General features: G+C 34.0%; 24 protein-coding genes and 1 pseudogene. 15 read left to right on the forward strand and 10 right to left on the reverse strand.

The window, feature by feature from the left end; genetic code table 11:
• Positions 1 to 110 precede the first annotated feature (110 nt).
• Together AC3QLY_RS02315 and AC3QLY_RS02320 are read right to left on the reverse strand one after the other, a co-directional pair.
• Positions 111 to 503: a DUF8785 domain-containing protein gene (locus AC3QLY_RS02315; RefSeq protein WP_288073140.1), complete on the reverse strand. Its 393-nt coding sequence runs from the start codon at positions 501 to 503 to the stop codon at positions 111 to 113.
• Between the two features lies 1 nt (position 504).
• Positions 505 to 1,875, reverse strand: a complete 1,371-nt coding sequence (locus AC3QLY_RS02320) for a M20/M25/M40 family metallo-hydrolase (protein ID WP_288073141.1) — start codon at positions 1,873 to 1,875, stop codon at positions 505 to 507.
• A gap of 367 nt (positions 1,876 to 2,242) precedes the next feature.
• On the opposite strand from AC3QLY_RS02320, the gene bshA reads away from it, so the two are divergent.
• A complete protein-coding gene (bshA, locus tag AC3QLY_RS02325) occupies positions 2,243 to 3,409 on the forward strand; it encodes an N-acetyl-alpha-D-glucosaminyl L-malate synthase BshA (RefSeq protein WP_074420247.1) in 1,167 nt (388 codons plus the stop codon).
• Between the two features lie 113 nt (positions 3,410 to 3,522).
• Here the strand turns inward: bshA and AC3QLY_RS02330 are convergent, their stop codons facing one another.
• Complete coding sequence (locus AC3QLY_RS02330; protein ID WP_074417455.1) at positions 3,523 to 4,713, reverse strand: class-III pyridoxal-phosphate-dependent aminotransferase; 1,191 nt, start codon at positions 4,711 to 4,713, stop codon at positions 3,523 to 3,525.
• Between the two features lie 91 nt (positions 4,714 to 4,804).
• On the opposite strand from AC3QLY_RS02330, the gene AC3QLY_RS02335 reads away from it, so the two are divergent.
• On the forward strand, positions 4,805 to 5,341 hold the full coding sequence (locus AC3QLY_RS02335) for a gamma carbonic anhydrase family protein (protein ID WP_074420245.1): 537 nt from the start codon (positions 4,805 to 4,807) through the stop codon (positions 5,339 to 5,341).
• A complete protein-coding gene (locus AC3QLY_RS02340) occupies positions 5,341 to 5,580 on the forward strand; it encodes a hypothetical protein (protein ID WP_074420244.1) in 240 nt (79 codons plus the stop codon). Before AC3QLY_RS02335 ends, AC3QLY_RS02340 begins: the two co-directional genes overlap by 1 nt.
• A 1-nt stretch (position 5,581) precedes the next feature.
• On the opposite strand, the gene rsgA is transcribed toward AC3QLY_RS02340, so the two are convergent.
• Positions 5,582 to 6,511, reverse strand: a complete 930-nt coding sequence (gene rsgA, locus AC3QLY_RS02345; protein WP_492990468.1) for a ribosome small subunit-dependent GTPase A — start codon at positions 6,509 to 6,511, stop codon at positions 5,582 to 5,584.
• Positions 6,512 to 6,781: 270 nt separating this feature from the next.
• On the reverse strand, positions 6,782 to 7,480 hold the full coding sequence (locus AC3QLY_RS02350; RefSeq protein ID WP_074417459.1) for a response regulator transcription factor: 699 nt from the start codon (positions 7,478 to 7,480) through the stop codon (positions 6,782 to 6,784).
• Between the two features lie 575 nt (positions 7,481 to 8,055).
• On the opposite strand from AC3QLY_RS02350, the gene AC3QLY_RS02355 reads away from it, so the two are divergent.
• The 7 genes from AC3QLY_RS02355 to AC3QLY_RS02385 all read left to right on the forward strand — a co-directional run bounded on the left by AC3QLY_RS02355 (position 8,056) and on the right by AC3QLY_RS02385 (position 17,029).
• Complete coding sequence (locus AC3QLY_RS02355) at positions 8,056 to 8,958, forward strand: IS1595 family transposase (RefSeq protein WP_492990471.1); 903 nt, start codon at positions 8,056 to 8,058, stop codon at positions 8,956 to 8,958.
• Positions 8,959 to 9,094: 136 nt separating this feature from the next.
• Complete coding sequence (locus AC3QLY_RS02360) at positions 9,095 to 11,554, forward strand: outer membrane beta-barrel family protein (protein ID WP_074417461.1); 2,460 nt, start codon at positions 9,095 to 9,097, stop codon at positions 11,552 to 11,554.
• 105 nt (positions 11,555 to 11,659) lie between these two features.
• Complete coding sequence (locus AC3QLY_RS02365; protein ID WP_074417462.1) at positions 11,660 to 11,854, forward strand: hypothetical protein; 195 nt, start codon at positions 11,660 to 11,662, stop codon at positions 11,852 to 11,854.
• Between the two features lie 63 nt (positions 11,855 to 11,917).
• Entirely contained in the window at positions 11,918 to 13,276 is a 1,359-nt protein-coding gene (locus tag AC3QLY_RS02370) for a radical SAM/SPASM domain-containing protein (protein ID WP_074417463.1), read from the forward strand.
• A 21-nt stretch (positions 13,277 to 13,297) separates the two neighbouring features.
• Positions 13,298 to 14,278: a hypothetical protein gene (locus AC3QLY_RS02375; RefSeq protein ID WP_074417464.1), complete on the forward strand. Its 981-nt coding sequence runs from the start codon at positions 13,298 to 13,300 to the stop codon at positions 14,276 to 14,278.
• A complete protein-coding gene (locus AC3QLY_RS02380) occupies positions 14,268 to 16,493 on the forward strand; it encodes a peptidase domain-containing ABC transporter (RefSeq protein ID WP_228733265.1) in 2,226 nt (741 codons plus the stop codon). Before AC3QLY_RS02375 ends, AC3QLY_RS02380 begins: the two co-directional genes overlap by 11 nt.
• An 11-nt stretch (positions 16,494 to 16,504) precedes the next feature.
• The gene (locus AC3QLY_RS02385) at positions 16,505 to 17,029 is read left to right on the forward strand and encodes a hypothetical protein (RefSeq protein WP_143439231.1); all 525 of its coding nucleotides are present in this window, start codon (positions 16,505 to 16,507) and stop codon (positions 17,027 to 17,029) included.
• A gap of 188 nt (positions 17,030 to 17,217) precedes the next feature.
• Here AC3QLY_RS02385 and AC3QLY_RS02390 read toward each other — a convergent pair.
• Positions 17,218 to 18,314: pseudogene (locus AC3QLY_RS02390) on the reverse strand (IS3 family transposase).
• A 114-nt stretch (positions 18,315 to 18,428) separates the two neighbouring features.
• Here AC3QLY_RS02390 and AC3QLY_RS02395 point away from each other — a divergent pair.
• From AC3QLY_RS02395 to AC3QLY_RS02405, 3 genes are all read left to right on the forward strand, one after another.
• Positions 18,429 to 19,181, forward strand: a complete 753-nt coding sequence (locus AC3QLY_RS02395) for a hypothetical protein (RefSeq protein WP_143439232.1) — start codon at positions 18,429 to 18,431, stop codon at positions 19,179 to 19,181.
• Positions 19,182 to 19,245: 64 nt separating this feature from the next.
• Positions 19,246 to 19,830 carry a redoxin family protein gene (locus AC3QLY_RS02400; RefSeq protein ID WP_075051525.1) on the forward strand — a complete coding sequence of 195 codons (585 nt, stop codon included), beginning with the start codon at positions 19,246 to 19,248 and terminating at the stop codon, positions 19,828 to 19,830.
• Positions 19,827 to 19,907 (forward strand): cysteine peptidase family C39 domain-containing protein, encoded by an 81-nt coding sequence (locus tag AC3QLY_RS02405; RefSeq protein WP_143439234.1) that lies wholly within the window; start codon positions 19,827 to 19,829, stop codon positions 19,905 to 19,907. Before AC3QLY_RS02400 ends, AC3QLY_RS02405 begins: the two co-directional genes overlap by 4 nt.
• A 392-nt stretch (positions 19,908 to 20,299) precedes the next feature.
• On the opposite strand, the gene AC3QLY_RS02410 is transcribed toward AC3QLY_RS02405, so the two are convergent.
• The 4 genes from AC3QLY_RS02410 to AC3QLY_RS02425 form a co-directional block, all read right to left on the reverse strand.
• The gene (locus tag AC3QLY_RS02410) at positions 20,300 to 21,304 is read right to left on the reverse strand and encodes a vWA domain-containing protein (protein WP_075051526.1); all 1,005 of its coding nucleotides are present in this window, start codon (positions 21,302 to 21,304) and stop codon (positions 20,300 to 20,302) included.
• A gap of 2 nt (positions 21,305 to 21,306) precedes the next feature.
• On the reverse strand, positions 21,307 to 22,191 hold the full coding sequence (locus tag AC3QLY_RS02415) for a hypothetical protein (protein ID WP_143439233.1): 885 nt from the start codon (positions 22,189 to 22,191) through the stop codon (positions 21,307 to 21,309).
• An 83-nt stretch (positions 22,192 to 22,274) separates the two neighbouring features.
• Positions 22,275 to 23,141 carry a DUF58 domain-containing protein gene (locus AC3QLY_RS02420; RefSeq protein WP_074420813.1) on the reverse strand — a complete coding sequence of 289 codons (867 nt, stop codon included), beginning with the start codon at positions 23,139 to 23,141 and terminating at the stop codon, positions 22,275 to 22,277.
• A 48-nt stretch (positions 23,142 to 23,189) separates the two neighbouring features.
• A complete protein-coding gene (locus tag AC3QLY_RS02425; RefSeq protein ID WP_074418286.1) occupies positions 23,190 to 24,188 on the reverse strand; it encodes an AAA family ATPase in 999 nt (332 codons plus the stop codon).
• Positions 24,189 to 24,396: 208 nt separating this feature from the next.
• On the opposite strand from AC3QLY_RS02425, the gene ubiE reads away from it, so the two are divergent.
• Positions 24,397 to 25,143, forward strand: a complete 747-nt coding sequence (ubiE, locus tag AC3QLY_RS02430; RefSeq protein WP_074418285.1) for a bifunctional demethylmenaquinone methyltransferase/2-methoxy-6-polyprenyl-1,4-benzoquinol methylase UbiE — start codon at positions 24,397 to 24,399, stop codon at positions 25,141 to 25,143.
• Positions 25,116 to 25,835, forward strand: coding sequence for a type IX secretion/gliding motility protein PorT/SprT (gene porT, locus AC3QLY_RS02435; RefSeq protein ID WP_081299018.1), 720 nt, complete (start codon positions 25,116 to 25,118; stop codon positions 25,833 to 25,835). The genes ubiE and porT overlap by 28 nt, the downstream gene beginning before the upstream one ends.
• Positions 25,836 to 25,837: the final 2 nt, after the last annotated feature.

Genomic DNA, 25,837 nt, shown 5'->3' on the forward strand with positions numbered 1-25,837 from the left:
TTACTTTTAATAGTTATTGCAACAAATGATTGCCCGATTGGTTTATTGCATGGCAAAGATGCAGGATAAAATAATAGAAAAATAATAGATGCAATTTCTGACAGGCTTTATTAATTCGGCTCAATCGTGCCGGTTCTGCCTACACCGCGTATTTCAATCACACTATCTACAATAAATTTTTGCATGCCGCGCCAGGGTAATGCACCTATATATAGTTTATAATGCAGGTTCATATCACGCCCTGAGTTTTTTTCTAACAGGGCTGCCACTTGCTGATTGGTAACGCTGAAAGAAAACTCGTTGCTTTGTACATTGGCTTTAAATCCGCTTTGTATAATTTTACCTTCATAGGTTTTAAAAATGATGCCTTTGTGCTGAAAAGTGTTGAGTACACCAGCTTTAGTACCGGTGGCAAATACAAAATAAAAATGCCAGTAAAACCAGCCTGCCCCAATTATCACCAAAATAATGATGGCATTACGCAACCATTTTCTTGCTTTCATATTAAAAATATTTGTCTACAAGATATACCAGTCCGGCCATATTAATTGCTCCCAGTAATAATTCTCTTTTATTCACGGCTTCAAATACATCGGCTTTGGTATGGTGAATATCAAAATAGCGCTGATTATCGGGCATTAAACCACAGGCAGGAATTTTAAAATGGCGGGCTAACGGGCCAATATCGGCGCCACCACCGCCGGCTGCAATAACATCAGTACCATAGGGTTGTAATAAAGGAATCCAACTTCTGATCATGGCTAATTTTTCGGGTGAAGTGCTACAACCAAAACCACGTGGCGTAAAGCCACCTTCATCACTTTCCAAAGCAAAAATGGGTTGATCGGTTTGCAGTGCTGCTACTCGGGCATATTCGTTGCCGCCACGCAAACCATTTTCTTCATTGGCAAATAATACAAAATGAATACTATGTTTAGGGCGATAACCTACTGCTTTAAAAGCCCTTAATATTTCTATGGTTTGCACCACACCAGCACCATCATCATGCGCCCCTTCGCCTTCATCCCAACTATCTAAATGGCCACCAACGGTAATGTATTGCTGTATCTGTTCTGTTCCATTTAACACACCTACTACATTATACCCAATAGTATCGGATAAAAAATGGCCATGTGTTTCCAAATGCAATTGAACGGGCATGCGTTGGCACCAGGCAAATAAACTGTCTGCATCCTGCAAACCCAAGGCAGCGGCGGGTATTTTAGGCAAAGAATCGTTATAGGCCATTACCCCGGTATGTGCATTATTATCGGTTGAGCCACTCAACGAACGAATAATAATACCTATGGCGCCATATTTGGCTGCTATAGATGCACCATTACGCCGGTAAACCCCTGATTCGCCATAAGCCCGGCCCGGAATAATATAAGTGGGATTAAACGGATAATTAAAAAATACAATTTTACCCTTTGCTTCTGCTTTTCTCGCTTCTAATTCTGCAAAATCATGCACAGCTAATACCGGTGCCGTTATGCCACCCGGTTTTGCACCCAACGAATTGCCCAAAGCGGTAACCGACAAAGATTTTTTCACCTTACGGCTGCCTATTTGCACTACGGTAGCCACATCTTTTCCGCCACGCACCCAATGTGGCACCATACATTGCTGTATGTACACCGTATCGGCACCCATCTCTTTCATAGCTTGTTGGCCCCACAATACCGCTTTCATGAACTGTGGCGAGCCGGCCAACCGCCCTCCAATTTGTTTGGTGAGCTGGCGAAGCAGATCATATGCCTTTCCATTGATTAAAACATTATCCGATATTTGTTTAATCAGCAAACTATCGCTTGGCTGTTGTGCAAATGCCATACTAGGTACCATCCATATAACCAATAATAATTTTTTCATCATAGCCGTTCAGGGTTTATTGAGTCGAATAAGCATTTTTATAAAAAATCATCAACACGATAAAGATAATGGAATTCGCCTTTCATTTACCCGCCCCATTGGCATCCATCTTCCACCCATATTCGGGTTTACAGCATTGCGCAACGCTGTTGAGTTGAACTTGTCCCTAACCAATCCCGAAGAAATCCCATAAAAAATACCAGCAGGAAACACACCGGAAGCACCTTTTTCAGTAGCGACTACCCCAACAAAACCTGACAATTTTACAGATGATCAACGTTAATTTAACCTGCCTTTTCAAAAAGTAAATGCTAATAATTGAACTGAAAGCATAAATAGTTGTTACTTAGCACAAATAATCAGTTGAATCATGCGCATTGGTATCGTTTGTTATCCAACATTTGGCGGAAGTGGTGTATTGGCAACAGAATTAGGAAAGGCATTGGCCGATGAAGGCCATCAGGTACACTTTATTACTTACCAGCAACCCGTAAGGTTGAATGAATTTAATACCAATATTTTTTACCATGAAGTGCGGGTACCCACTTACCCTTTATTCGATTATCCGCCTTATGAAGTGGCCTTAGCCAGTACCATGGTGGATATAATTATTAACCACGATTTAGATTTATTGCATGTACACTATGCCATACCCCACGCCTCTGCTGCTTATATGGCCAAGCAGATTGTAAAAAGTAAGAATGGGCGAAATGTTCCGGTAATTACTACCCTCCATGGTACCGATATTACATTGGTAGGCCGGGATAAAACCTATGAGCCGGTGGTAACTTTTTCCATTAATGAAAGCGATGCCATTACTGCTGTTTCGCAAAACCTGCGGGAAGAAACCTATAAAAGTTTTGCCATTACCAAAGAAATAGAAGTGATAACCAATTTTGTAGATGTGCATCGGTTCAACAAAAAACCCTTTGATGCTTTTAAAAAAGTAATTGCCCCTGCGGGTGAAAAAATTTTGGTGCATGCCTCTAATTTCAGAAAAGTAAAACGGGTGCAGGATGTGATTAAAGTATTTGCCGAAGTGCGAAAATACCTGCCAGCAAAATTGTTAATGGTGGGCGATGGCCCGGAACGGCCGGTGATGGAAGAACTGGTGCGTGCTTTAGGTGTAATGGATGATGTGCGTTTTGTGGGTAAACAAGAGCAGATGGAAGAAATTTTAGCCGTGAGTGATGTATTTTTATTACCCAGTGAATATGAAAGTTTTGGTTTAGCTGCATTAGAAGCCATGGCCGCTAAGGTAGTGGTAATTAGTACTAACGCAGGTGGCTTGCCGGAGATTAATATACAGGGGAAAACCGGCTTTATGGCCAATGTGGGCGATGTGGCTGCCATGAGCGAATTTGCCATTACCATTTTAAAAGATGAGCAAAAACTGAATAAAATGAAGCATGCTGCTTATGAGCAGGCTAAACATTTTGATATCGCGAATATTATTCCCCAATATGAAAAATTATATGGTAGGTTTTGCAGAATGAATATTAAAGACGCTGAGAAAAAGCAGACAATGAAGGAATAGAATGTGCAACGGAAGGTGCCATATATTTTTTTAGACACGAATTACACCTATACATACGAATAAGCAATAAAAAACATTCGTGCATTCGTGGCAACAACACTTCGCCAATATTTTTATTCTACCCCCGTATCAATAATACTTTGCAACACAATGCCTGCTATTTTTTTCAATTCATTTTTTTGGATACACAAAGGCGGGGCAATACGCATGGCTTGTGACCTGAATAAAAACCAATCAGTAATTAAGCCGTGTTGAATACATTGGTGAATTACTTTATAATTGGTTTCAAAACTATCAAACTCAACCGCCATCCACAAACCTGCACTTCGAATGGTTTTAATGGCAGGATGCTGTAAATGCATTTTTAAAAAACTTTCTTTCTCTTTTACAGTTTTGGTAAAGTTACGATCCAGCAATACCTCAAAAGCAGCTTTACCAGCAGCACAGGAAACCGGATGGCCGCCAAAAGTGGTAATATGGCCTAAAACAGGATCGTGTGTAAGTAACTGCATAAATTCCCTCGCTGCAATAAACGCCCCCAATGGCATACCGCCGCCTAAAGCTTTTCCCAACAATAAAATATCTGGAACAATTCCGGTTTGTTCAAAGGCCCAAAGGGTACCCGTTCTGCCAAAACCCGATTGTATTTCATCGGCAATCAGCATTACCCCATTGGCAGTGCATTTGTCTCGTAAAGCCTGCAACCATTCGTTGGTAGGGCGTACAATACCGGCTTCGGCCTGCACCATTTCAACCACCACACAGGCGGTATTTGCATCAATAGCTTCAAGTGCGGCATCGCTGCCATATTCCAGATGATACACTTCCGGTAATAAGGGCCGGTAAGCATTACGCCAATATTCACTACCCATTATACTTAAAGCGCCCTGTGTACTGCCATGATAGGCATTATGGAAGGCCTGTATTTTGGTACGGCCTGTAATGCGTTTGGCCAATTTCATGGCACCTTCTGTAGCTTCCGTTCCGCTATTGGTAAAATACACACAGTTTAAAGTAGCCGGCAAATAATCGGTTAATAATTTGGCATAGGCCACCTGTGGTTGTTGAATAAATTCGCCATACACAATCAGGTGCATGTATTCTGATGCCTGTTGCTGAACGGCACTCACTACTTTGGGATGGCTGTGCCCAATATTGGCCACACTAAACCCGGAAATACCATCTATATATTCCTTTCCATGCACATCAAACATATAAATACCGTGTGCCCGCTGCATTTCTATGGCAATTGGCGCATCAGAGGTTTGTGCAATATGTTTTAAAAAAAGTTGCCTGTAATTCATACTCAACAATACATTAGCTTTGAAAATATAAAACGAAGTTATACATTCGGTGAATGATTGATTGTATAAAAAAGTTATCTAACAAATTTTTATGGCTATTATTCTCCCAGTTGAAAATGTGCATCCGCAATTTGGGCACGATTGTTTTGTGGCACCCAATGCCACGATAGTAGGTAAAGTGGTGATGGGCAACCAATGCAGTGTTTGGTTTAATACGGTAATTCGTGGCGATGTAAACACCATTACCATGGGTAACCGGGTAAATGTGCAGGATGGCGCTGTAATACACTGTACGTATCAAAAAAATGCAACGGTTATTGGCAATAATGTATCTATTGGGCATAATGCCATTGTACATGGCTGCACGGTGCACGACAATGTACTGATTGGTATGGGTGCTATTGTAATGGATCGCTGCATAGTACATAGTAATGCGGTTATTGCAGCAGGCGCTGTGGTGTTAGAGGGAACCGTGGTAGAGGCCGGTTGTGTGTATGCAGGCGTACCGGCGAAGAAGGTTAAAGAAGTATCGCAGGAATTATTAGAAGGCGAAATTAATCGCATAGCGAATAATTATACTTTTTATGCCGGCTGGTTTGCCGATGCAAATGCATGTCCGAAACAATAATGATGCAATATAAACGTTATATACACAACATGATATTCTCTAAAAAAATAGTATGGGTGATGAGTATCTGCCTGATACTCTCCGCCTGCGGTTTATTCAATCATGCCAACCGAAATGGCTGCCCGTCGAACGGGAAAAATGTAGATGCAGGTAAATTAGCTGCCGGTGACCCCAAGGCTATGAAAGCAGCCAGTAAAGCCCCAAAATTCAAAGCCGATAAAAATGTAGGAGGAAATTAGTTTATGCCCAGGTATTTTCATCAATTTCTTCTAATAATTTTAAATAACTAAAGTACCGTTCTTCTGCAATTTCGCCGGTATCAACTGCTTGCTTAACAGCGCATCCCGGCTCATACATATGCAAACAATTATTAAACTGGCATTGCGTTATACGTTCCCGCATTTCGGGAAAATAATGCGATAATTCCTGTTTGCTAATATCTACCAACGCCAATTCTCTAATACCGGGTGTATCAATCAGTTTACCGCCATCGGGCAAATCGAACATTACAGCAAAAGTAGTGCTGTGCATGCCTTTACCACTCCATTCACTTACAGCCAATGTTTTAAGCGACAGGTCGGGAAAAAGCTGTTGAATAAAAGTAGATTTACCCACCCCACTATGCCCGCTAATTAAACTTGTTTTTTGTTTTAGTAATGCTTCTAGCTCCGTTATGTTTTGTTGGGTTACCATACTACACAACAATACACGGTACCCTATTTGCGTATACAAATGATGGAGTTGTTCATATTGTTGCATTTCTTTATCGCGATATATATCTGCTTTATTAAATACCAAGATAGCAGGTACATGATACATTTCGCAGGCTACTAAAAAACGGTCAATAAATCCCTGCGAAGTACGGGGTTGTTTCAGGGTAATGAATAAAATACTTTGATCAATATTAGCGGCAATAATATGGTGATGTTTTCGGTGATGCGGACTTTGACGAATAACATAATTGTGGCGAGGCTCAATGGCTTCAATAACGGCATGTTGCTCAGGGCCGGGCTCAATGCTAATGTTCACCACATCGCCAACTGCAATGGGATTGGTGGAAGTAAACCCCTCTATTTTAAAAATTCCTTTTATTCTGGCAGCATAAAACATTCCATCATCTGCTTTTACCTGGTACCAGCTACCGGTTGATTTATATACAGTTGCCTTCATGCAATACAATAAGGCTGTAAGATAAAGAGAACTGAGAAATTTTCTGCGTTGAATGTGTGGAAGCTAAAAGAATTGGTTACAAAGTGATTATTAGATTGGATGTATGGATTAAAGGGAAAAGAGGAGAAGTTTTGAACAAAGAAATGTAATTCAACTATTTTTTCTTTTCCTATTGCAAATAATCAATTATTAAAAAACTGCATGGGTTTGAATATGAAGCAGTTAATTGCTCTTTCAATATTATAATCCCTATTTTAATACAGCATTGAGTTAGTGATGACTGCTAACATATCCCTTATAGATTTTTACCCATCTGTTTTTAATGGCCAATAACACTAAGGCCGATTTAGAACTTGTATCGGTCTTCTTGCGCAAATTATTGGCATAGTATTGAACTGTTTTCACGGAAATATGCATGCATGTCGCTATTTCTTCTTCATTCTCCATTGTTACTAACAATTGTAAATACAGTAGTTCTTTGTTGGTTAATTGTTGCGTAATATTTTTTTCATAGGGCAGTTTGTTAAAATGGTCAACAGCTTTATGAACCTGAGCTATATCAAAAGCAGTTGTATCAATAAAATCCTTTCGATAACTTACTGCATCAATAGCCTGCTCTAAAACAGCATGAGATAACTTTTTTTTACTCAAGAAGCCCTTTACGCCTATATCCATTAACTCGGCAATTTCGAATTCAGAAAGCAAATCAGACAAAACTATAATAGGTAATGCGGGGCGAGCATAATGCAAAATGGCGGCAAGCCCCATGCCATCCATTTCGGGCATAAGTAAGTCGGTTATAATTACATCAGGCTCTGTTTTAACCTGCTGTAATTTTTGTAAACAATCAACACCATGATTAGCTGTAAACAGAATATTGAGATAAGGTATAGTATTTACCATGTGTTGAAGTTTTAATAGGTATGCCGGCTTGGCATCTACCAATACCAAATTCAAAGCAGAAGACATAATAAAAACATTTTGTATAAAATTAAATGATACCGGGTACAATTGGATAGGAAGATGCTATTTTTTAAAAAATTGCGTAGAAATACGTATAAGATTTAGGAAAATTACTAAAGATATATTATAAATAATGTATTAGTTTCGGTTGTTCTTTATGTTTAACGAAAAGGCATATAAATAAAAATCATATAGTAGAATAATAAAAATAAAGAAACTAAGCAATGGAAAATATGAAAGATTAAAACATATTGTAAAAGTATTTTGGTAATCTACCAAATTTACAAGTTAAGAGTATAAAATAAATTTATAATAAATCAGTAGAATTGAATTAATATAAAATTATGGTGAAATTAAATATTTTAAAAAAGTTATTACGACTAGATTGGGTTTTGAAAATAAATTAACTTAAAAAAATATTAATAGCATTTTTAAAAGGCAGAAAAAATAAAACTGCAAGACAAACTTTATGAAAGATTTACAACTTAAAAATATAGGATTAGGTAGAACATTTACAAATAAGAGATAGGGGGGTGAAATAACTAAATAAATTAGTAAATTGAGGTCTAAAATATATAGTTATGTTCAAAGGGGTTAATGCAATTGAGTTTGGCAAACGGTTCAAAACAAATGAAGATTGCTACAATTATCTGTTGGAGATCAAATGGGGCAAGCAGTATCAATGTAGTAAATGTGGATGCGATCAGAGTTATAAAGGCCGTACATATTACTATCGTCGTTGCCGCAGTTGTGGCTACGATGAAAGTGTTACAGCTAACACTGTTTTTCATGGAATAAAGATGCCGATACTGAAAGCCTTTCACATGGTATTCAGATTAACAGCGAAGAAAAAAGGGATGTCGACGATAGAACTGGGCAATGAGGTTGGTGTACAACAAAAAACGGCATGGTTATTTAAAAGGAAGCTACAGGCAGTAATGAAGAAGGATAAAGAAGATAAATTGAAAGGTGATGTTGAAGTAGACGAAACCCTTATTGGGGGCTATTCTACCGACAAAGGGAGAAGTACCAAAACGAAAGATGCAATGTTTGTGGCAGTTGAGATATTAGCTGATGGTCGAACAGGGAATATTGCATTACAGCCAATAGAAAGTTTTAAATCCGAAGAATTGAAGTATGCGATAAAAGATAATGTATCATCGGAAGCCCAAATAAAAACAGATGCTTATCATTCGTATAAAAAATTAGCTAAACAAATGAAAAATATTAGCATCGAATATTCTAAAAAAGGAACTGCGATGGAAGAACTGCACAAACAGATTATGCAGTTCAAAAATTGGCTGAGAGGAACACATCATCAATGTTCGAGTGAATATTTGTTTGCTTATAGTGATGAATATGAATATCGATTTAATAAAAGGAATATGCGTAAGTGGCTATTTAATGATGTAGTGGAAAGATTGATGAATCAAATTCCACATCCTTACAATTATCTAAAATCCCTTTGCGCTTATTCTACCTAATCCTATAAAAATAAAAACCTTTAAGCCAAATGTAAACTTTAGTAATAATAAAAAGACTATACAAAATGAAGAAATAATTTGGGAGAATAATATTAAATACTATTAAAACTGCGATAATTATAATAAAAAATTACAGATGGAGTGTTTTATAAATATAATTTGGTTCTGCTTCAAAAAATTAAACCATAATCCTTCCAAATATCAATATATTTTTATTATAATATGTTTTATAATTGTATTTGTATTATTCAATTTAAACAATGTATTTGGACAAAGCCTGAAAGGAAAAATTGTAACTGCTAATAATACACCGATAGAATTTGTTACTGTTTCATTATTAAAAGATACTATTAATCTTGAAAACACAATAACAGACAGTAATGGTGTTTATCGTTTCACAAGACTTAAAATTGGACATTATAAATTATCGGTTTCACATATAAATTATGAAAATAAAGAAACAGCTTTTAATATGTTAAACGACACTATAATAAATGTTATGCTATTTCTTAAATCAAAAGAGCTTAAAGAAATAGCGGTATCAGGAAAAAAGCCGCTTATACAAAGAAAAGTTGACAGAATAATATTTAATGTAGAAAATAGTTTAACTGCAATTGGCTCAAATGCTTTAGAAGCAATAAGTAAAGCGCCGGGAGTTCGTGTTATTAACAATACAATTTCATTAGTTGGCAAAAGTAAGTTAGCGATTATGTTTAATGGACGACTATCTCAACTGACAGGAGACGATTTAATAAACTATTTAAAATCCACTTCAGCAAATGATATTTCTACAATAGAAGTTATTACAAATCCTCCAGCAAAATATGATGCAGAAGGAAATAGTGGCTTAATCAATATTATAACAAAAAAAAATACACAACTCGGATATAACTGCTCTGTACAATTAGGTGATGCACAATCTACTTATAATACGCTGTTAGGTGGAGTGAATTTAAATTATAATAAGGAAAAAAATAAACTGTACACTTTATTCAATGCAGGTAACGGATCAACCGCACCAATAGAGAAAAACATAATTTTTTATCCAACCCAAACATGGAAGAAAACCAATAATCGAAGAGACTACAACAGATATATTACAGGCACAATCGGTTATGATTATCAACCCAATGCTAAAACTGCAGCAGGATTTAATTATTCATTTGGCGCTCTTTCCCCTAACATGAAAGAAGCAATAAGTACACCAATATATAATTTATTCAATACCATTGATTCATCAATAAATACAAATGCCAATTCAACTAGAAATATTAACTATCAATCAGTAAATATTCATTTTGAAAATAAAATAGATAGTGTTGGAAAAAAAATAACGATTGATGGAGATTGGTACTTTTATCAGGATAACAATGAAAGAAAATTTACCAATGAAAATTATAATGCAAATGGGGAACTAATGCCAAATACATTAACTCAATATTTGTCGGGCAGCAAACAAAATATAAATTTATATACTTTAAATATTGTTGCAGATCTTCCATTTAAAGCATATAAAATTTCAGTTGGTGGAAAATTATCTTTTATTAATAACAAAAGTGATGTTTCATTTTATCAACGGATCAATAATAGATATGCATTTGACAATTCTAATTCAAATAATTTTATATATAATGAAAATACACAGGCAATTTTTGCTAATTTTAGTAAAACAATAAAGAAATTTGACTTTCAAGTGGGTTTACGGTCTGAAAATACAGGCACAACAGGAATTTCACAAAACAATAATCAGACTACAAAAAATTCATATTTTAAATTTTTTCCAACAGCCTATATAACATACAATTTAAATGATATGAATTCATTTTCTTTAAGTTATGGCAAAAGAATAAACAGACCCAGCTACTATAAATTAAATCCATTCAAATGGTATACTAATAGTTACTCATATTCAGAGGGAAATCCTTTTTTGCAACCATCATTTAATAATAATTTTGAAATATCACATACTTATAATAATTTTTTAACAACAGCTCTTTCTGTGAGCAATGAAAATAACAGATTTGACCAAATAACAATTGTACAAAATAATACAAATCTACAAATTACAAAGTATCTTAATTTTTTAAAAACTTATACCTATCAATTAAGTTCATCAGTGTTTATTAATAAAATAAATTGGCTTGAAACTAATAATCAGTTTCAAATATTTTATTCCGTTTCAAAGTCCAGCCTACCCGAAACTAAGCCGATAATTAAAGGTTGGGGGGGGTATGTCTCATCAGATAATCAAATCGTATTCAATAAAGTTAGAACAATACTAGGGGAATTAAATTTTTGGTACCAATTTCCATATATAGATGGACTAGATAAATCATCTGGCTATTATAACATTGATGCCGCTATTAAATTTTTAGTCCATAAAAAGAAACTACAGGTTACAATAAGTGGAAATGATATTTTAAAATCAAACAAACCAATTTATTATAGTCTTTTTAACAATATAAAACAACAGAACAATAACTACTATGATAATCAACAAATAAATATTTCTATATTATACAAATTTGGTAACCAGAAAATAAAGAAAAATTATAGACAAATAAACAATTCAGAAGAAACCAAAAGAATAAATTAAAATTTTCCGGAAAATGCGAGTATGAAGCATTAAAATTCATATCATGTTCAACAAATACCTAATAACATTAAACTTTGGTAATTTTTTAAAACTAAATTTTTTAAAATGAAGAATTCAAATTTGGAAAGTGCTCTCAAAAAATTAAATGAACATCAAGCTGGAATACCAAAAAATGAGAAAGGTGTTTCATTTTTGAGTAAGGACGATGCTAACAAAGTAAAGGGCGGAGTAGCTGCACCATCAGGATGCAATAAAGGTGGTTTTTCTTGTCCAATGTTTACGTCATGTGGCAAATTTTAGCTTGCCCACTTGTGGGGTTAATTTTTTAACCCCACAATTTTATTAATCATTAAATTTTTAAAAATGAATTTTAAACTATCACATTATGTTATTTTTTCAGATATAATCGATGAAAAAAACAATAGATTAATTTATACAACTAGAACTGGCTCTTTATTAAAAATTTCTGACAAAGTCTATTCACATTTGTTAAATAATGATTTTACAAACATCTCTAATGATGATATTATGCCATTAATTTTAAATGAGGCAATAGTAGATAATAATGAAGACGAATTTAAAGAAGTATTACAGAGAAACAGATTGGCTATTAAAGACAAGAGATTAGTAGCTTTTACCATACAACCAACAGGAAATTGTCAGTTAGGATGTAACTATTGCGGTCAAGTACACTCAAAGAAAACTATGAACGATTTAATAAAAAATAAAGTTGTTGAAAGAATTATTAAAAAAGTATCTGCTAAGCACATCACAGGACTTACTGTGGAATGGTATGGCGGTGAGCCTCTAATGGGTTTTGCAAAAATTATGGAGATAAGTAAAGATTTAATAGATTATGCTGAAAGAAATAACAAAACATATTTTGCAAGTATAATTACAAATGGACTTAGCCTAAAACTCCCAATTTTCAAAAAATTGGTTAAGGATTGTCAAATTAAACTTTTTCAAATTACGTTAGATGGCTTAGCTGAGACACATGATAAGCGACGTATTACAAAACAGGGTGAAAAAACATTTGATATTATTTTTGATAATATCAAAGCAGTGATTAATAGCAAGGAGTATGATGATAGTGATTGCGGAATTCTAATCCGTATTAATATTGATAAGACTAATGGTGACAATGTTACTAGGTTAATTGATTTACTTGCTCAATATGGATTTCATGAAAAAGGTGTAGCTTTTGAATTTAGCCCTGTAGTAAATTGGGGCGGCAATAATGCAGCCAAGAATAGTTACTCTCCAAAAGATTTCGGAAACTTAGAAATAGATTGGATACTTCATGCAATAAAAAAAGGATTTAAATATAAAACAGTTCTTCCATCCTTAAATCCAATAGTTTGCCAAGTTGTAGATAAAGAATCAGAGGTTTTTGACGCTGATGGAAATATTTATCCTTGCTACGAATTTCCATATACTCCAAAATATGAAAATGATAACTATAAAATAGGCAATATAATGTTTCCTGAAGAATCTTTTAACAATAATGCAATAACTAGAAATTGGAATACTGATATAGAAAAAGGTATCTCATTTTGTCCGACATGCAATTTATTTCCTGTATGTGGTGGAGGGTGTCCTAAAATTTGGTATAACAATGAAGTCGCATGTCCCTCTTTCAAAACAAATATTAAAGATAGAGTTGTTTTAGAATATATATTAAAACATGAAAAGTGTCAGGAAATTATTTCTAGTTTATAATTTATTAAAAATAAGATTAATATGAATATTAAAGAAACAGATATATTAACAAATGTGTCTAAAATTAGAGCATTTGAAAGAAAACATATATTCTTTAGCGTTTTGGAATTTAACGATAAATACTCTACAAGTAAAGAAAGGATATTAATGATTTACTTGTTTAATTATTACCAAAAAACTTTAGAAAATTATAGAGAAAATAATTTTGAAACGGCTAATCACTTTTTAAATAAAATTTCAAATGACATAAATAATTTAAATAGTATTAGTAAAATCGGTATGGACCTTGTATATTATCCAGTCATTGCTTACAAAGAGTATAAATTCAAGAATTATGAAATGGCATTCTATTATATTGATATAGCAATTAATAAAGGATATGAATTAATTGATAATAATTTTAATCTAAAAGATGCATTATTAGCAATTCTTGAGCAAAATTTTAATAAAATAAAAATTTTAATAAAGCTAGAAAGAATCTATGATGTTATTGATATTTCTAGTCAAATGATATTATATTTAACTAATGGGGAAAAAAATAATTTAATTAAAATTTCATTCAATAAATTTATTAATGAAAATTATGCTTATTGGTATGAAATTGTAAGTTACTACGTGGATTCAATAATAATATTACTAATTAATTGTATCAATAAACATTCATTTAATTTTGATGTATTTTTTGAAATATTATTGGAAAAAATAAATATGTCAGAGATTAAAAGAAAATCTTCAGGATATAATAATTTTACATATACATTATCTTTGCTTTGTAATAATTGGAAAAGCTATACTAAAGAAACTAAATACGAAAAGGGATTTAAAATTAACCTTGATTTTATTCCATTATCAATAAAATATTTACTCTTATATACCATAGATAAAAATAAAGAAAATTACGAAAATAAATTCAAAATACTCATTCAGAACAACTCCCAATCTATTTTAACATTATCATCCTTGTTAGCTTTTAATGAAAAACTAAATAACCTTGAAAGTTAGAAATTATTTTCATTTCCCATTTCAACCTCAGTATGACAAAATGGATTGCGGCCCCGCATGTCTAAAAATGATTACACAATTTTATGGTAAAGCATATTCTTTAGAATATTTAAGGCAAGAATGCTTTTTAAGTCGTGAAGGTGTAAGTTTACTTAGCATAAATGATGCAGCAGAGAAATTAGGCTTTCGTACACTTATGGTTAATTTAACTTTAAAAAATTTAACAGAAAATAGTCCATTACCTTGTATTTTACATTGGAATCAAGATCATTTTGTAGTACTCTACCAGATAAAAAGAAAATTATTTAATTCAAGCAAATTGAATTTTAGGATTGCTGATCCTGCATATGGGTTAATATCTATAGACAAAGATACTTTCTTTAAATCATGGATTAGTACGGTTGATGAAAAGGGAACATCATTATTATTAGAACCAACACCTGAATTTTTAAAAAAAAATGAAGTAAAGGAAAAGAATAAAGGTTATACTTTTTTATTTCGCTACCTTAAACCTTACAAAAAATATATTGTTCAACTATTAATTGGAATGTTCATCACCAGCCTGATTTCACTAACATTTCCATTTCTTACACAAGTTTTAATTGACATTGGTGTTACAGATAAAAACTTATCAATTCTATATTTAATTTTATTATCACAACTATTTTTATTTACAGGTAATACTATTATTGAAATTATACGAAGTTGGCTTTTGTTACACATCAATGCAAGAGTAACCCTCAATATCATTTCCGATTTTTTAATTAAACTATTAAAACTACCAATTAAATATTTTGATACAAAAGCAATAGGGGACATTTCTCAACGCATTAGTGACCATCATCGTATTGAAAATTTTTTGACAAACTCGACACTTAGCACATTGTTTTCAATAATTAACATTGTCATTTTTTCACTTGTATTATCATTTTACAACATTAAAATACTCTTTGTATTTATAGTTTTTAGTATATTAGCTATAACTTGGATTTTTTTATTCCAAAAAAAACGTAAACAATTAGACTATAAACGATTTGCTAGAAATAAAGAGAATCAAGACAAGTTATTTGAAATGATAACTGGTATGCAGGAAATAAAATTGTATGGTAGTGAAACTTCCAAGCGATGGGAGTGGGAGCAATTACAAGTAAAATATTTTAAATTGAATATTAAGAGTCTTGCTTTAGAGCAATACCAGCAATCGGGATTTATTTTTTTTTCTCATTTGAAAAATATTATTATTTCATATATTGCAGCAACCGAAGCTATAAAAGGAAATATGACAATTGGTGTATTGTTAAGTATTTCCTACATAATTGGACAAACTAATAGTCCATTAGAACAATTAGTAAGTTTCATAAAATCAGCACAAGATGCACATTTAAGCATGGACAGATTGCAAGAAATTCATAATAAAACCGATGAAGAAAATAACAAAACAAATAAATTCCAACAACAAATAACTAATATATTACATCAAGATATTAAACTTCAAGATCTATCCTTTCAATATGAGGGACCTAACTCTCCATTTGTTTTAAAAGATATTAATTTAACTATTCCCAAAGGTAAAATTACAGCAATAGTTGGCACAAGTGGTAGTGGAAAAACAACATTATTAAAATTATTATTAAATTTTTATCAACCAGTCAAGGGTAACATATTAATTGGTAATGATAACTTACAATCATTATCACCAAAATTTTGGCGAAAACAATGTGGAATAGTAATGCAAGAAGGCTTTATTTTTTATGATACAATAACAAAAAACATTGCATTAGATGGAAAAGAATTAGATTATAACGCAATGGAAAATGCTATTAGAATAACCAATTTGCAAGAGTTTATTAATGAACTTCCACTAGGTTATACAACCAAAATTGGAAGTTCAGGAGTAATTTTAAGTGGTGGGCAAAAACAAAGAATATTAATTGCTCGTTCTGTATATAAAAATCCTAATTATCTTTTTTTTGATGAAGCTACGAGTAATTTGGATGCCAATAACGAAAGACAAATAATGGATAACCTAAATGATTTTTTTAAAGGGAAGACTGTTTTAATTATTGCACATCGCTTAAGTACAGTAAAAAATGCTGATCAAATAATAGTTTTAGAAAAGGGTAAAATTGTGGAAGTTGGGAATCATGAAAAACTTGTAAGAATCAAAGGTAAATATTTTGAATTGGTAAAAAATCAATTAGAGCTAGGCAATTAAAAAATAAAACCATGATATCAAATAAGTTTGAATTAAGAAGTAATGAAGTGCAGGAAGTATTTCAAAAATCTCCTCACTTATTAATAATGTGGGGAAATACTTTTATTGGAATAATTTTAATAGCAGGATTTTATTTACTTGATAATATAACTATACCGCAAAAAATAACTATACCATTTCAACTAATACAAACTAAAAAGCCATATAACTCTGAAGAAGTATTTGCTTTGCAGATAGATTCAGAATATACTTCACACATATACCAACACCAACCAATTAATATTAATTTTGAAAAATACCCTTCAAATATTTATGGAACTATCCAGACAGAAATAGACACAATTATTTCCTTTCAAAATAAAAAAATAATATTCTTTAAATTACAAAATGAACAATCAAAAAATAATTTATCATTCAGAGTAACATTAAAACCTTTTTTATTAGGTAATTTAGTAACACAAATTGACAAAAAAAATTTTCTTTCCACAATTAAAAATTCATTATTCTCCAAAATAAAAACAAAAGATAAAAGATAAGTAATTTCACTTTGTTATTTTAGTCTGTTGTAATTGTGTAAGCTCCCCTTTTTTTAATGCCATTGTTAATTAGAGATTTCTAAGGTACTGATCTTTTGTTTTTCAATCACTTTATCCACTAAACGGCTCTCTTCAATTAATGAATGATTTGCGTTCGCCTTTTTTGGATAAAGGGATATATCTACACTTTATCTTTTGTAATTTTCTTCAGCAAATTTTATGGGAGATGAGTATCCTAGAGATTTGTGTGGTCTGTCTGTATTGTAATCAATCCTCCATTGCTCTATTTGCTCTCTTACTTCCAATAAGCGATAAAACAGGTATGGATTTAATACTTCTCTTCTCCTCATGCTTCCATTTTTTCTTTCGATGTATGCAATTTGTGTGGGTTTCCCCGGTTCAATAAATTGAATTGTTATTTGTCTGCGTTGATCACTACACCATTCTTGCAGCTTATGGCTAATAAATTCAGGTCCGTTATCACATCGGATATTGGCAGGTTTACCTCTTTGTACATTCAGTTTTTCCAGCACACGGATTACTCTTAGTGATGGTAACTAAGTATCCACTTCAATAGCCAATGATTCCCGATTAAAATCATCCATAACATTAAACAGTCGGAATCTTCTTCCATCTACTAGTGTGTCACTCATAAAGTCGATGCACCATACCTGATTAGGTGCTGACGGAAGCGTTAATGGTTGTTTTATCCTTTCAGGTAGCCGCTTTTTAGCCATGCGACGGATATTCAACTTCATATCGGTATAAACCCTGTAGATTCTTTTATGATTCCACTTGTGTCCTTTATTCCAAAGACGATAACAACATTGCCAAAACCCAATGGCAACATGCTTTGTAGTAAGTGCCATCAGTGCATCCTGAATTGCTCCATCGTCCTTGGGCTTTGATTGATACTGGTAGGTGCTGCGGGATATACCTATCAGCTCACACGCCTTACCGTTACTTAACTGTTCTTCTTCTAGCAAATGATGAACAGCTTCCCGTTTCGCTTCAGGCGTTAAAACTTTTTTGCAATCAGGTTTTTCATAGCTCGATTCTCAAGACTCAGTTCTGCTACAATCTTTTTGTAATCACTGAGCTCTGCTTCCATCTGCTTCATCTTTACAACCTCACTTACCTCCATGCCGCCATACTTCGCTTTCCAGTTGTAAAATGTCGCTTCACTTATACCCATTTCCCGGGCAATGTCTTTAACAGCAATCCCTGATTCCTGTTTTCTAATAGCAGATACTATCTGCGCTTCAGTAAATCTTCCTTTTTTCATTTGGTTCAAAATTTAAAGTTAACTAGCTTTTTTGTTAACTCTAACTTCAAATGGACAACTTTTGGGGAAGCTTACAAATTTCTATTAAAAAGTATTATAACATCAGACCATGATGTGCAGTTAAATGTTTTTGAACCTTATGAAGGTACATTTTACAATCATTGCCTTGCTACTAAAAGTATCAATGTATCCTCAAACAAAGAATTAGTTATACCTATTACCGTAAAAACTTCTACTTTTTTTAAAATAACATTTGATGGTGTCCCTTTTTTTATCTATGCCCAGCCTAATGACTCCTTGTATTTTAATGCAACTGTTTTGGGTGATACACCCCCTGTAAATACCAATTGGATACATTTAACAGGCAGCAATGCAAAAGGAATTTTGTTATTCAATCATCAATTCAATTATCCCTACCCTATTTCTAAATTCACCCCTATATTTAATTTATTTGAACAAAAAAATTTGAATCTTCCTGATTTAAAGAAAAACTTAATTATCATCATCAACACTTACACCCATCCTTATGATTCGCTATACCACGAAAACAAAATAACGGAAAGCTTTAGAAACGCCATTGGCATTCAATTCAAAGCAATATTAATGGACGAATTCCTAAAGCCATTTATAAGAAAAAGAATTAAAGAAATTCACTTTATTAGTGCAGATATAAGCAAAGCAAATATTTTACAAATGGCAGAAGAATTGCAAAAACCATTTAATATAGCAGTATCAAAATGTGTGCTTGGAACATTTTACGTTTCAAGCTATTTATGTTTAAAATACATGATTGTAAATAAATTAGAAACAGATAATGATATTAAAGACTCTACATTTAAAATAAACAATAATACTTATATTTTTTAGTAACACTTTTGTTCCTACGCTATATGCTACTGATAATATTAAAACCAATTTAATTGGGAATTATATGATTGCAGCAATTATTTTATTCCCCGAAAGTGTTACTAAAAGCGACTTAGCTATCTTTAATCATCTGGCACCTAATAATTATTATTTAAAAATCCTTCAAAACAAATACAGTTTTAACAACACACAAGCCGGTATTGATAGCAATCCAAATATAGAATTCATAGACACCTCTAAAAAAATTAACTCAATTAATGATTTAATAGCACTAAACAAGGGGAAACGATTATATATTGACATTTGGGCTACCTGGTGCGCACCTTGCATACAAGAATTCAATAGCTACCAATTTATAGATTCAACATTATTTAAATTGAAAATAAATAAACTATTTATTTCCATTGACAATTATTCAAATTATAATAACTGGGTAAAAACAGCCAAAAAATATTCCTTAGATGGTGCTCATTTAATTGCAAACAAAAATTTAATAGATAATCTACAAGAGAAGATATACGGTAAAAATTCATTTGAAATTCCTCGCTATATCATCGTCAACGAAAATGGAGAAATTCTAAATTTAAAGGCAGAACGACCCTCTTCAGGTGGTAAGCTAATTGCAGAATTGAATAATTATTTTAAGTGAAGCAATCAATTTTTCCCTTTATTCACCAACTCAATCAAATGGATTGCGGCCCTGCATGCTTAGCTATGATTGAATAACTTTTTACAAAATGGGGAACTGTTGATTATCAAATTAACCCGCAATGGCTAATACTCTCCATTAACAACATTACCACGACTACTACATTCCTCTATAGTCAAATTTTTAAATACAATAATACTTTACCTGCCGGTGTAAACATCATTACACAACTGGAACACTATTATAACAATGGCTCTGTTAATCATCAAAACACATTTTTTGCAGATTTACTCTTAAAAAAACAATTAAAAATAAAACAGATATTGAATGGGGCGTTCGCAATTTAATCAACAACAATTATATAGTAACTACTACCATTAACCCCTATTATACCCTGCAATCAGGAATGAATGTTCGGCCAAGACAATTTACTTTAGCCGTTCGTTTTGCCTTTCAATAAATGAATATGCTACGGAAACTTTCTCAACAATGTTAAACGCAGCAAAACCTCTAACACAATCAGCACCAACGTAGCTAATACAAACCACTGAAACTGCTCGGTATAACGTTTGTAGGTAGTAACGGTAATATTACTCTTTTCTAAACCGTCAATACTCTTGTATATATTTTGCAGTGCAGCATTATTGGTAGCATGGTAATACTGTCCGCCCGTTTCGGCAGCCAGTTGTTTTAATAAACCTTCATTAAAGTCTAACGGAATTGAGTTGTCGTTGCTCAGTGGATGATGGTTATCATCTATTCTATTGGCATTACTTCCCACGCCAATAGTGTACACTTTAATACCATATAATTTGGCCATATTCAATGCCACATCGGGTGGTATTTGCCCGCCAAAATCAACCCCATCTGTTAATAAAATAATCACTTTACTTTTATTGGTACTGTTTCGTAAACGGTCTACACTGGTGGCTAAGCCTGAGCCAATGGCAGTACCCTCTTCCTGCAAATATCCATTCTGAATATTATTAATTTGATTCAACACAGTGGCATGATCTACCGTTAACGGACATAACGTAAAACTCTGACTGCTGAAAATTACCACGCCAATTTCATCGCCGGGCCTGCTATCTACAAAAGATGTGGCTACCTTTTTAGCAGCTTCTAACCGGTTGGGCACAAAGTCCTGCTCCGTCATGCTGCCACTAATGTCAATACAAAGTATAATATCAATACCTTTTCCATCAATCTGCTGCCGGGTAAACTGCTCACGAGGGCGGGCCAATGCAATTACAACAGCACAAAGCGCCAGCATGCGCAACACAAAGGGCAAATGCTTTAGTTTAGATTTCATTCCGGCAGTACCCCTTAAAAAATGCGTAGTTGTAATACGAACCGCAGGAATTTGTTGACGATAAGTTTTTATATACCAATACACCAAATAAGGCACTACCAGTAAAAAAGGTAACACCCAGGGATAAGCAAATTCAGTATGATGTAGCCAGGCAGAGAGCATTACTATTTGGGTTGAAATGAATATTTATACATTGTTTTTACCATATCTGTTGCAATTACAAAGGCATTTTCAACTTCTTGTTCTGTGGGAATATAGCGGGCAAACTTCACGGCATCTGACAAACGCAGCAATTGAAAATAATCTGTTTGCACCGGTTCTGCCCCTATTTTATTTTTTACGGCTACCATGTATTCATCGGTTGTAAAACTATGGGTATCCTGCCGCAATTGAGCATCTGAAAAAACACGACATAAAGCAATTAATTCAGTAAAAAATGCCTGATGTTCACCAATAGAATAAGGATATTTTTCCCGCAACTTTTTGATAGCATCCAATACTTGATCATTACTTTGTGGTGGTATAACGGGAAGGGGATTGCGTCGTTTCGCCAACCTTATCCGTTTAATTAACAGTACAATCAACAGTATTGACAATACAGCTGAAACTAAGATCCACCAGGGAAAAGGTTTAGCAGGTTGCGGCACTTCAATAATATCGGTAAACCCGTTATAATCTTTCATGCCCGAAACATCGGCAGGTAATACAGTAAGTACAGGCGTATTTTTAATGGCGAAAGTTTGTTTGTTCTGAAACACCACAGTTAATACCGGTATTTTCCAGCTACCCGAATCAAAAGAAGTGAGGATAATATGTTGGGTAAGAATAGTATTGCCATTAACGGTAAAGGTATCAATAGCTGAACGGTTTACTACCTGTATATGCGCAAAAGTATCGGGTAACTGAAACCATTGCTGAATACCACTGCTATTTTGTTGTACATTTTCTACCTGCAAAGTAAGTTTTGCCTGATTACCGATTAATATTTTATCAGGATTGAGCTGAACACCGGCTTGTTGCGCAATTGCAAATACCGGCAGAATAAACAAAAAAAATAAACAATATTTTTTAAGAAAATATCTACGTAAACCATTGCTAACGGCATGGCATTGATGTATGAATTGATGTATCCTCATGCCCGTTGAATAAAAAATTGTTGTAAGGTTTTAACATAATCCTGCCCGGTAGCAATTTGCATCAAATCAGCACCTGCTGTTCTAAATACTTTTTTAGCGTCCTGCTGGATTTTGGCAAATTGGGCTGCATATTGTTGACGTATTTTTTTATTGGAAGTATCCAACCATAATTGTTCACCAGTTTCCGGATCTTCTACCACCACCAGGCCCATATTGGGCATTTGTACATCTAACAGATCATACACCTGAATGCCAATTACATCGTGCTTTTTAGCAGCTATCCGCAGTGCTTCTTCATAACCTTCATCGGCAAAATCACTTAATAAAAAAACAATGCTTTTATGCCGTGTTATATTATTTAAATATTGTAAGGCTTTTACAATATTGGTTTGTTGATGGCCGGGTTGTAACGATACCAGTTCGCGTACCATATACAAAGCATGTTGACGTCCTTTTTTAGAAGGTATATACTTTTCTACCCGATCGGTAAAAAACAACAATCCGGCTTTATCATTATTGTTCAATGCACTAAAAGCCAGTACGGCGGCTATTTCTGTAATTAGCTCCTTCTTGGTTTGTTGCCGGGTACCCATCAGGTTACTGGCGCTGGCATCTACCAGAATAAACACTTCCAATTCTCTTTCTTCTTCAAATACTTTTGTAAAAGTATCGTTCATACGGGCGCTTACATTCCAGTCAATAAACCGAATATCATCTCCGGCATGGTATTCTTTTACTTCTTTAAAAACCATTCCACGCCCTTTAAAAGCAGAGTGATACTCGCCGGTAAACAAATGGTTGGTAAGCCTTTTGCTTTTAATTTCTAATTCACGTACTTTTTTTAATAATTCGGAAGCTTCCATATTCTATGTGTTCAGGTGCCGGAAATAAGTTTCAACAATTGCAATCATTTAAGGTACCTGAATGGTAGCCAGTAATGCATCTATTATTGATTCAGTGGTACTGTTTTCTGCCTCTGCTTCGTAAGTTAAACCGATACGATGGCGCAAAACATCTTTTGCTATAGCTTTTACATCATCGGGTATAACGTAACTGCGTTTGTGTAAAAAGGCAACGGCTTTTGCTGCAAGGGCTAAGTTAATACTGGCACGTGGCGATCCGCCATAACCAATCATTTGCTTTAGTTTAGCCAATCCATATTGGTCGGGATAACGGGTGGCAAAAACCAAATCCAATATATAATTTTCAATTTTTTCATCCATATAAACCTGCCGCACCAAATTTCTCGCAACCATAATTTCGCTGATATCAACAACCGGCTGTACCTGTTGTATTTCTAAACCTTGTACCTGTTGGCGTATAATAAGTTGTTCTTCCTGTTTATCAGGATAACCCACTACTACTTTCAGCATAAACCGATCTACCTGTGCCTCGGGCAACGTATAAGTTCCCTCCTGCTCTAATGGGTTTTGCGTAGCCAATACCAAAAATGGTTCGGGTAGCGGATAAGTAGTTTCGCCAATGGTTACTTGTTTTTCCTGCATAGCTTCTAATAAAGCGCTTTGCACTTTTGCAGGGGCACGGTTAATTTCATCGGCCAATATAAAGTTGGCAAACACCGGGCCTTTTCGTACCAGAAATTCATTTTTAGACTGGTTATAAATCATGGTTCCAATTACATCGGCCGGCAATAAATCAGGGGTAAATTGTATGCGGCTAAAACGGCCATTCACCGCCTGAGCCAGCGATTTAATGGTGAGGGTTTTGGCCAATCCGGGAACACCTTCTAACAGCACATGGCCATTGCTGAGTAAACCAATCAACAGGCGATCTATCATATATTGCTGCCCTACGATTATTTTAGAGAGTTCGGCTTTAATGCGGTCAATAAAACGTGCATGTAATTCAATCTGTGTATTCATTTCCTGAATAGCCTCTGGTGTCTGCATGGGTTATTTTTATTTGTGAAAGTACAAACTGCCGTGCATTTGGGGATCATATTGTACTGTTTTTGGGAATATTTTATCGGGTAACCGGTAATGCGCATGAAATTTAACCATTAATAGTCATGCATCAAACAAAAAATCATGCTATTTATTAAAATGAAACCAGCATTTTAAAAACGAGTGGATGAATAAATGAATATCTTCGCACACTATGCCAACGCAATTTGCACACGATACAATTGTTCCTGATGAAAATAGCGATCTGCATAAAAAAGAGCAGGTAGCTGAAATGTTTAATAGTATTGCTGCGAAATATGATTTTTTCAACCGGTTTTTAAGTGGTGGTATCGATATAATATGGCGCAAAAAAGCCATTCAACAGTTAAAAACCATTCAACCCAAAATAATATTAGATGTGGCTACCGGTACTGCCGATGTAGCTTTAATGACCTATGCAGGTCTGCATCCTGAAAAAATTATTGGTATAGATATTAGTGAGCGGATGTTAGATTTAGGCAAACAAAAAATTGAAAAATTGGGCCTCTCACAAAAAATTATATTGCAGAAAGGGGATAGTGAAAATATTGAATTTGAAGACAATAGTTTTGATGCCATTACCGTTTCATTTGGGGTACGCAATTTTGAAAACTTATTAAAAGGCCTGCAGGAAATGCATCGGGTTTTAAAGCCCGGTGGCAAATTGGTAATATTAGAATTTTCAAAACCGCGTTTTAAACCCTTTCAAATCATTTATAATTTTTACCTTAGTACTTTAGCACCCGGATTTGCACAATTATTTTCTAAAAACAAAAAAGCCTATCAATACCTGAACAATAGTGTTCAAGCCTTCCCGGAAGGTAAATTATTTTTAACAATTATGCATGAAGCAGGATTTACCCAAACGTATTTAAAACCACTTAGTTTAGGTATATGCACTATTTATTGCGGTTCAAAATAATTGTATATTTTCTGCCCGTTTTTTGTGTATTGCAGGCTTCGGCGCAAAGAGAAATTTATCGCCCTTACCACGATGATATGCCCTATTATTTTGGATTAACGCTGGGTTATAATTCATCATATTTACACCAGTTAAAGTCTAACCACTTCCTGGCTAATGATAGTGTATTAACAGCTGAACAAGGCTCAACCGGAGGTATATCGCTGGGCTTATTGGCTACCGGACGATTGAATGATCATTTTCAAATTCGATTTAACCCAACGCTCATGCTGGGTGGCTCCCGTTACTTTACCTACACTTTGGGCAGCACTGCACCCGGCGAATCGAAAGAACAAAAACAAACCCTGCCTACTACCATTGTAAGTATGCCTGTTCATTTTAAATTCAACTCCGACAGAATTGATAATTTTAGAACCTACTTGCTATTTGGCGTAAAATTCGATACCGATTTATCGAGCAACTCGGCTCTGCGCAATGTGCCCAATATTATTAAACTGCGAAAAAATGATTTTGGGTTGGAAGGCGGGCTTGGTTTTAACTTCTTCCTGCCGTTTGTAACCATATCGCCCGAAATTAAATTCAGTTACGGACTCACCAATTTGCTGATACCTGATCCTAATTTAAAGTATGCCAGTGTTTTTCAGCAATTGCAATCACGCATGATTATTTTTTCTATTCACTTCGAAGATTAAAA

It is taken from the genome of Hydrotalea sp. GW822-HT8A01 (assembly GCF_058798575.1).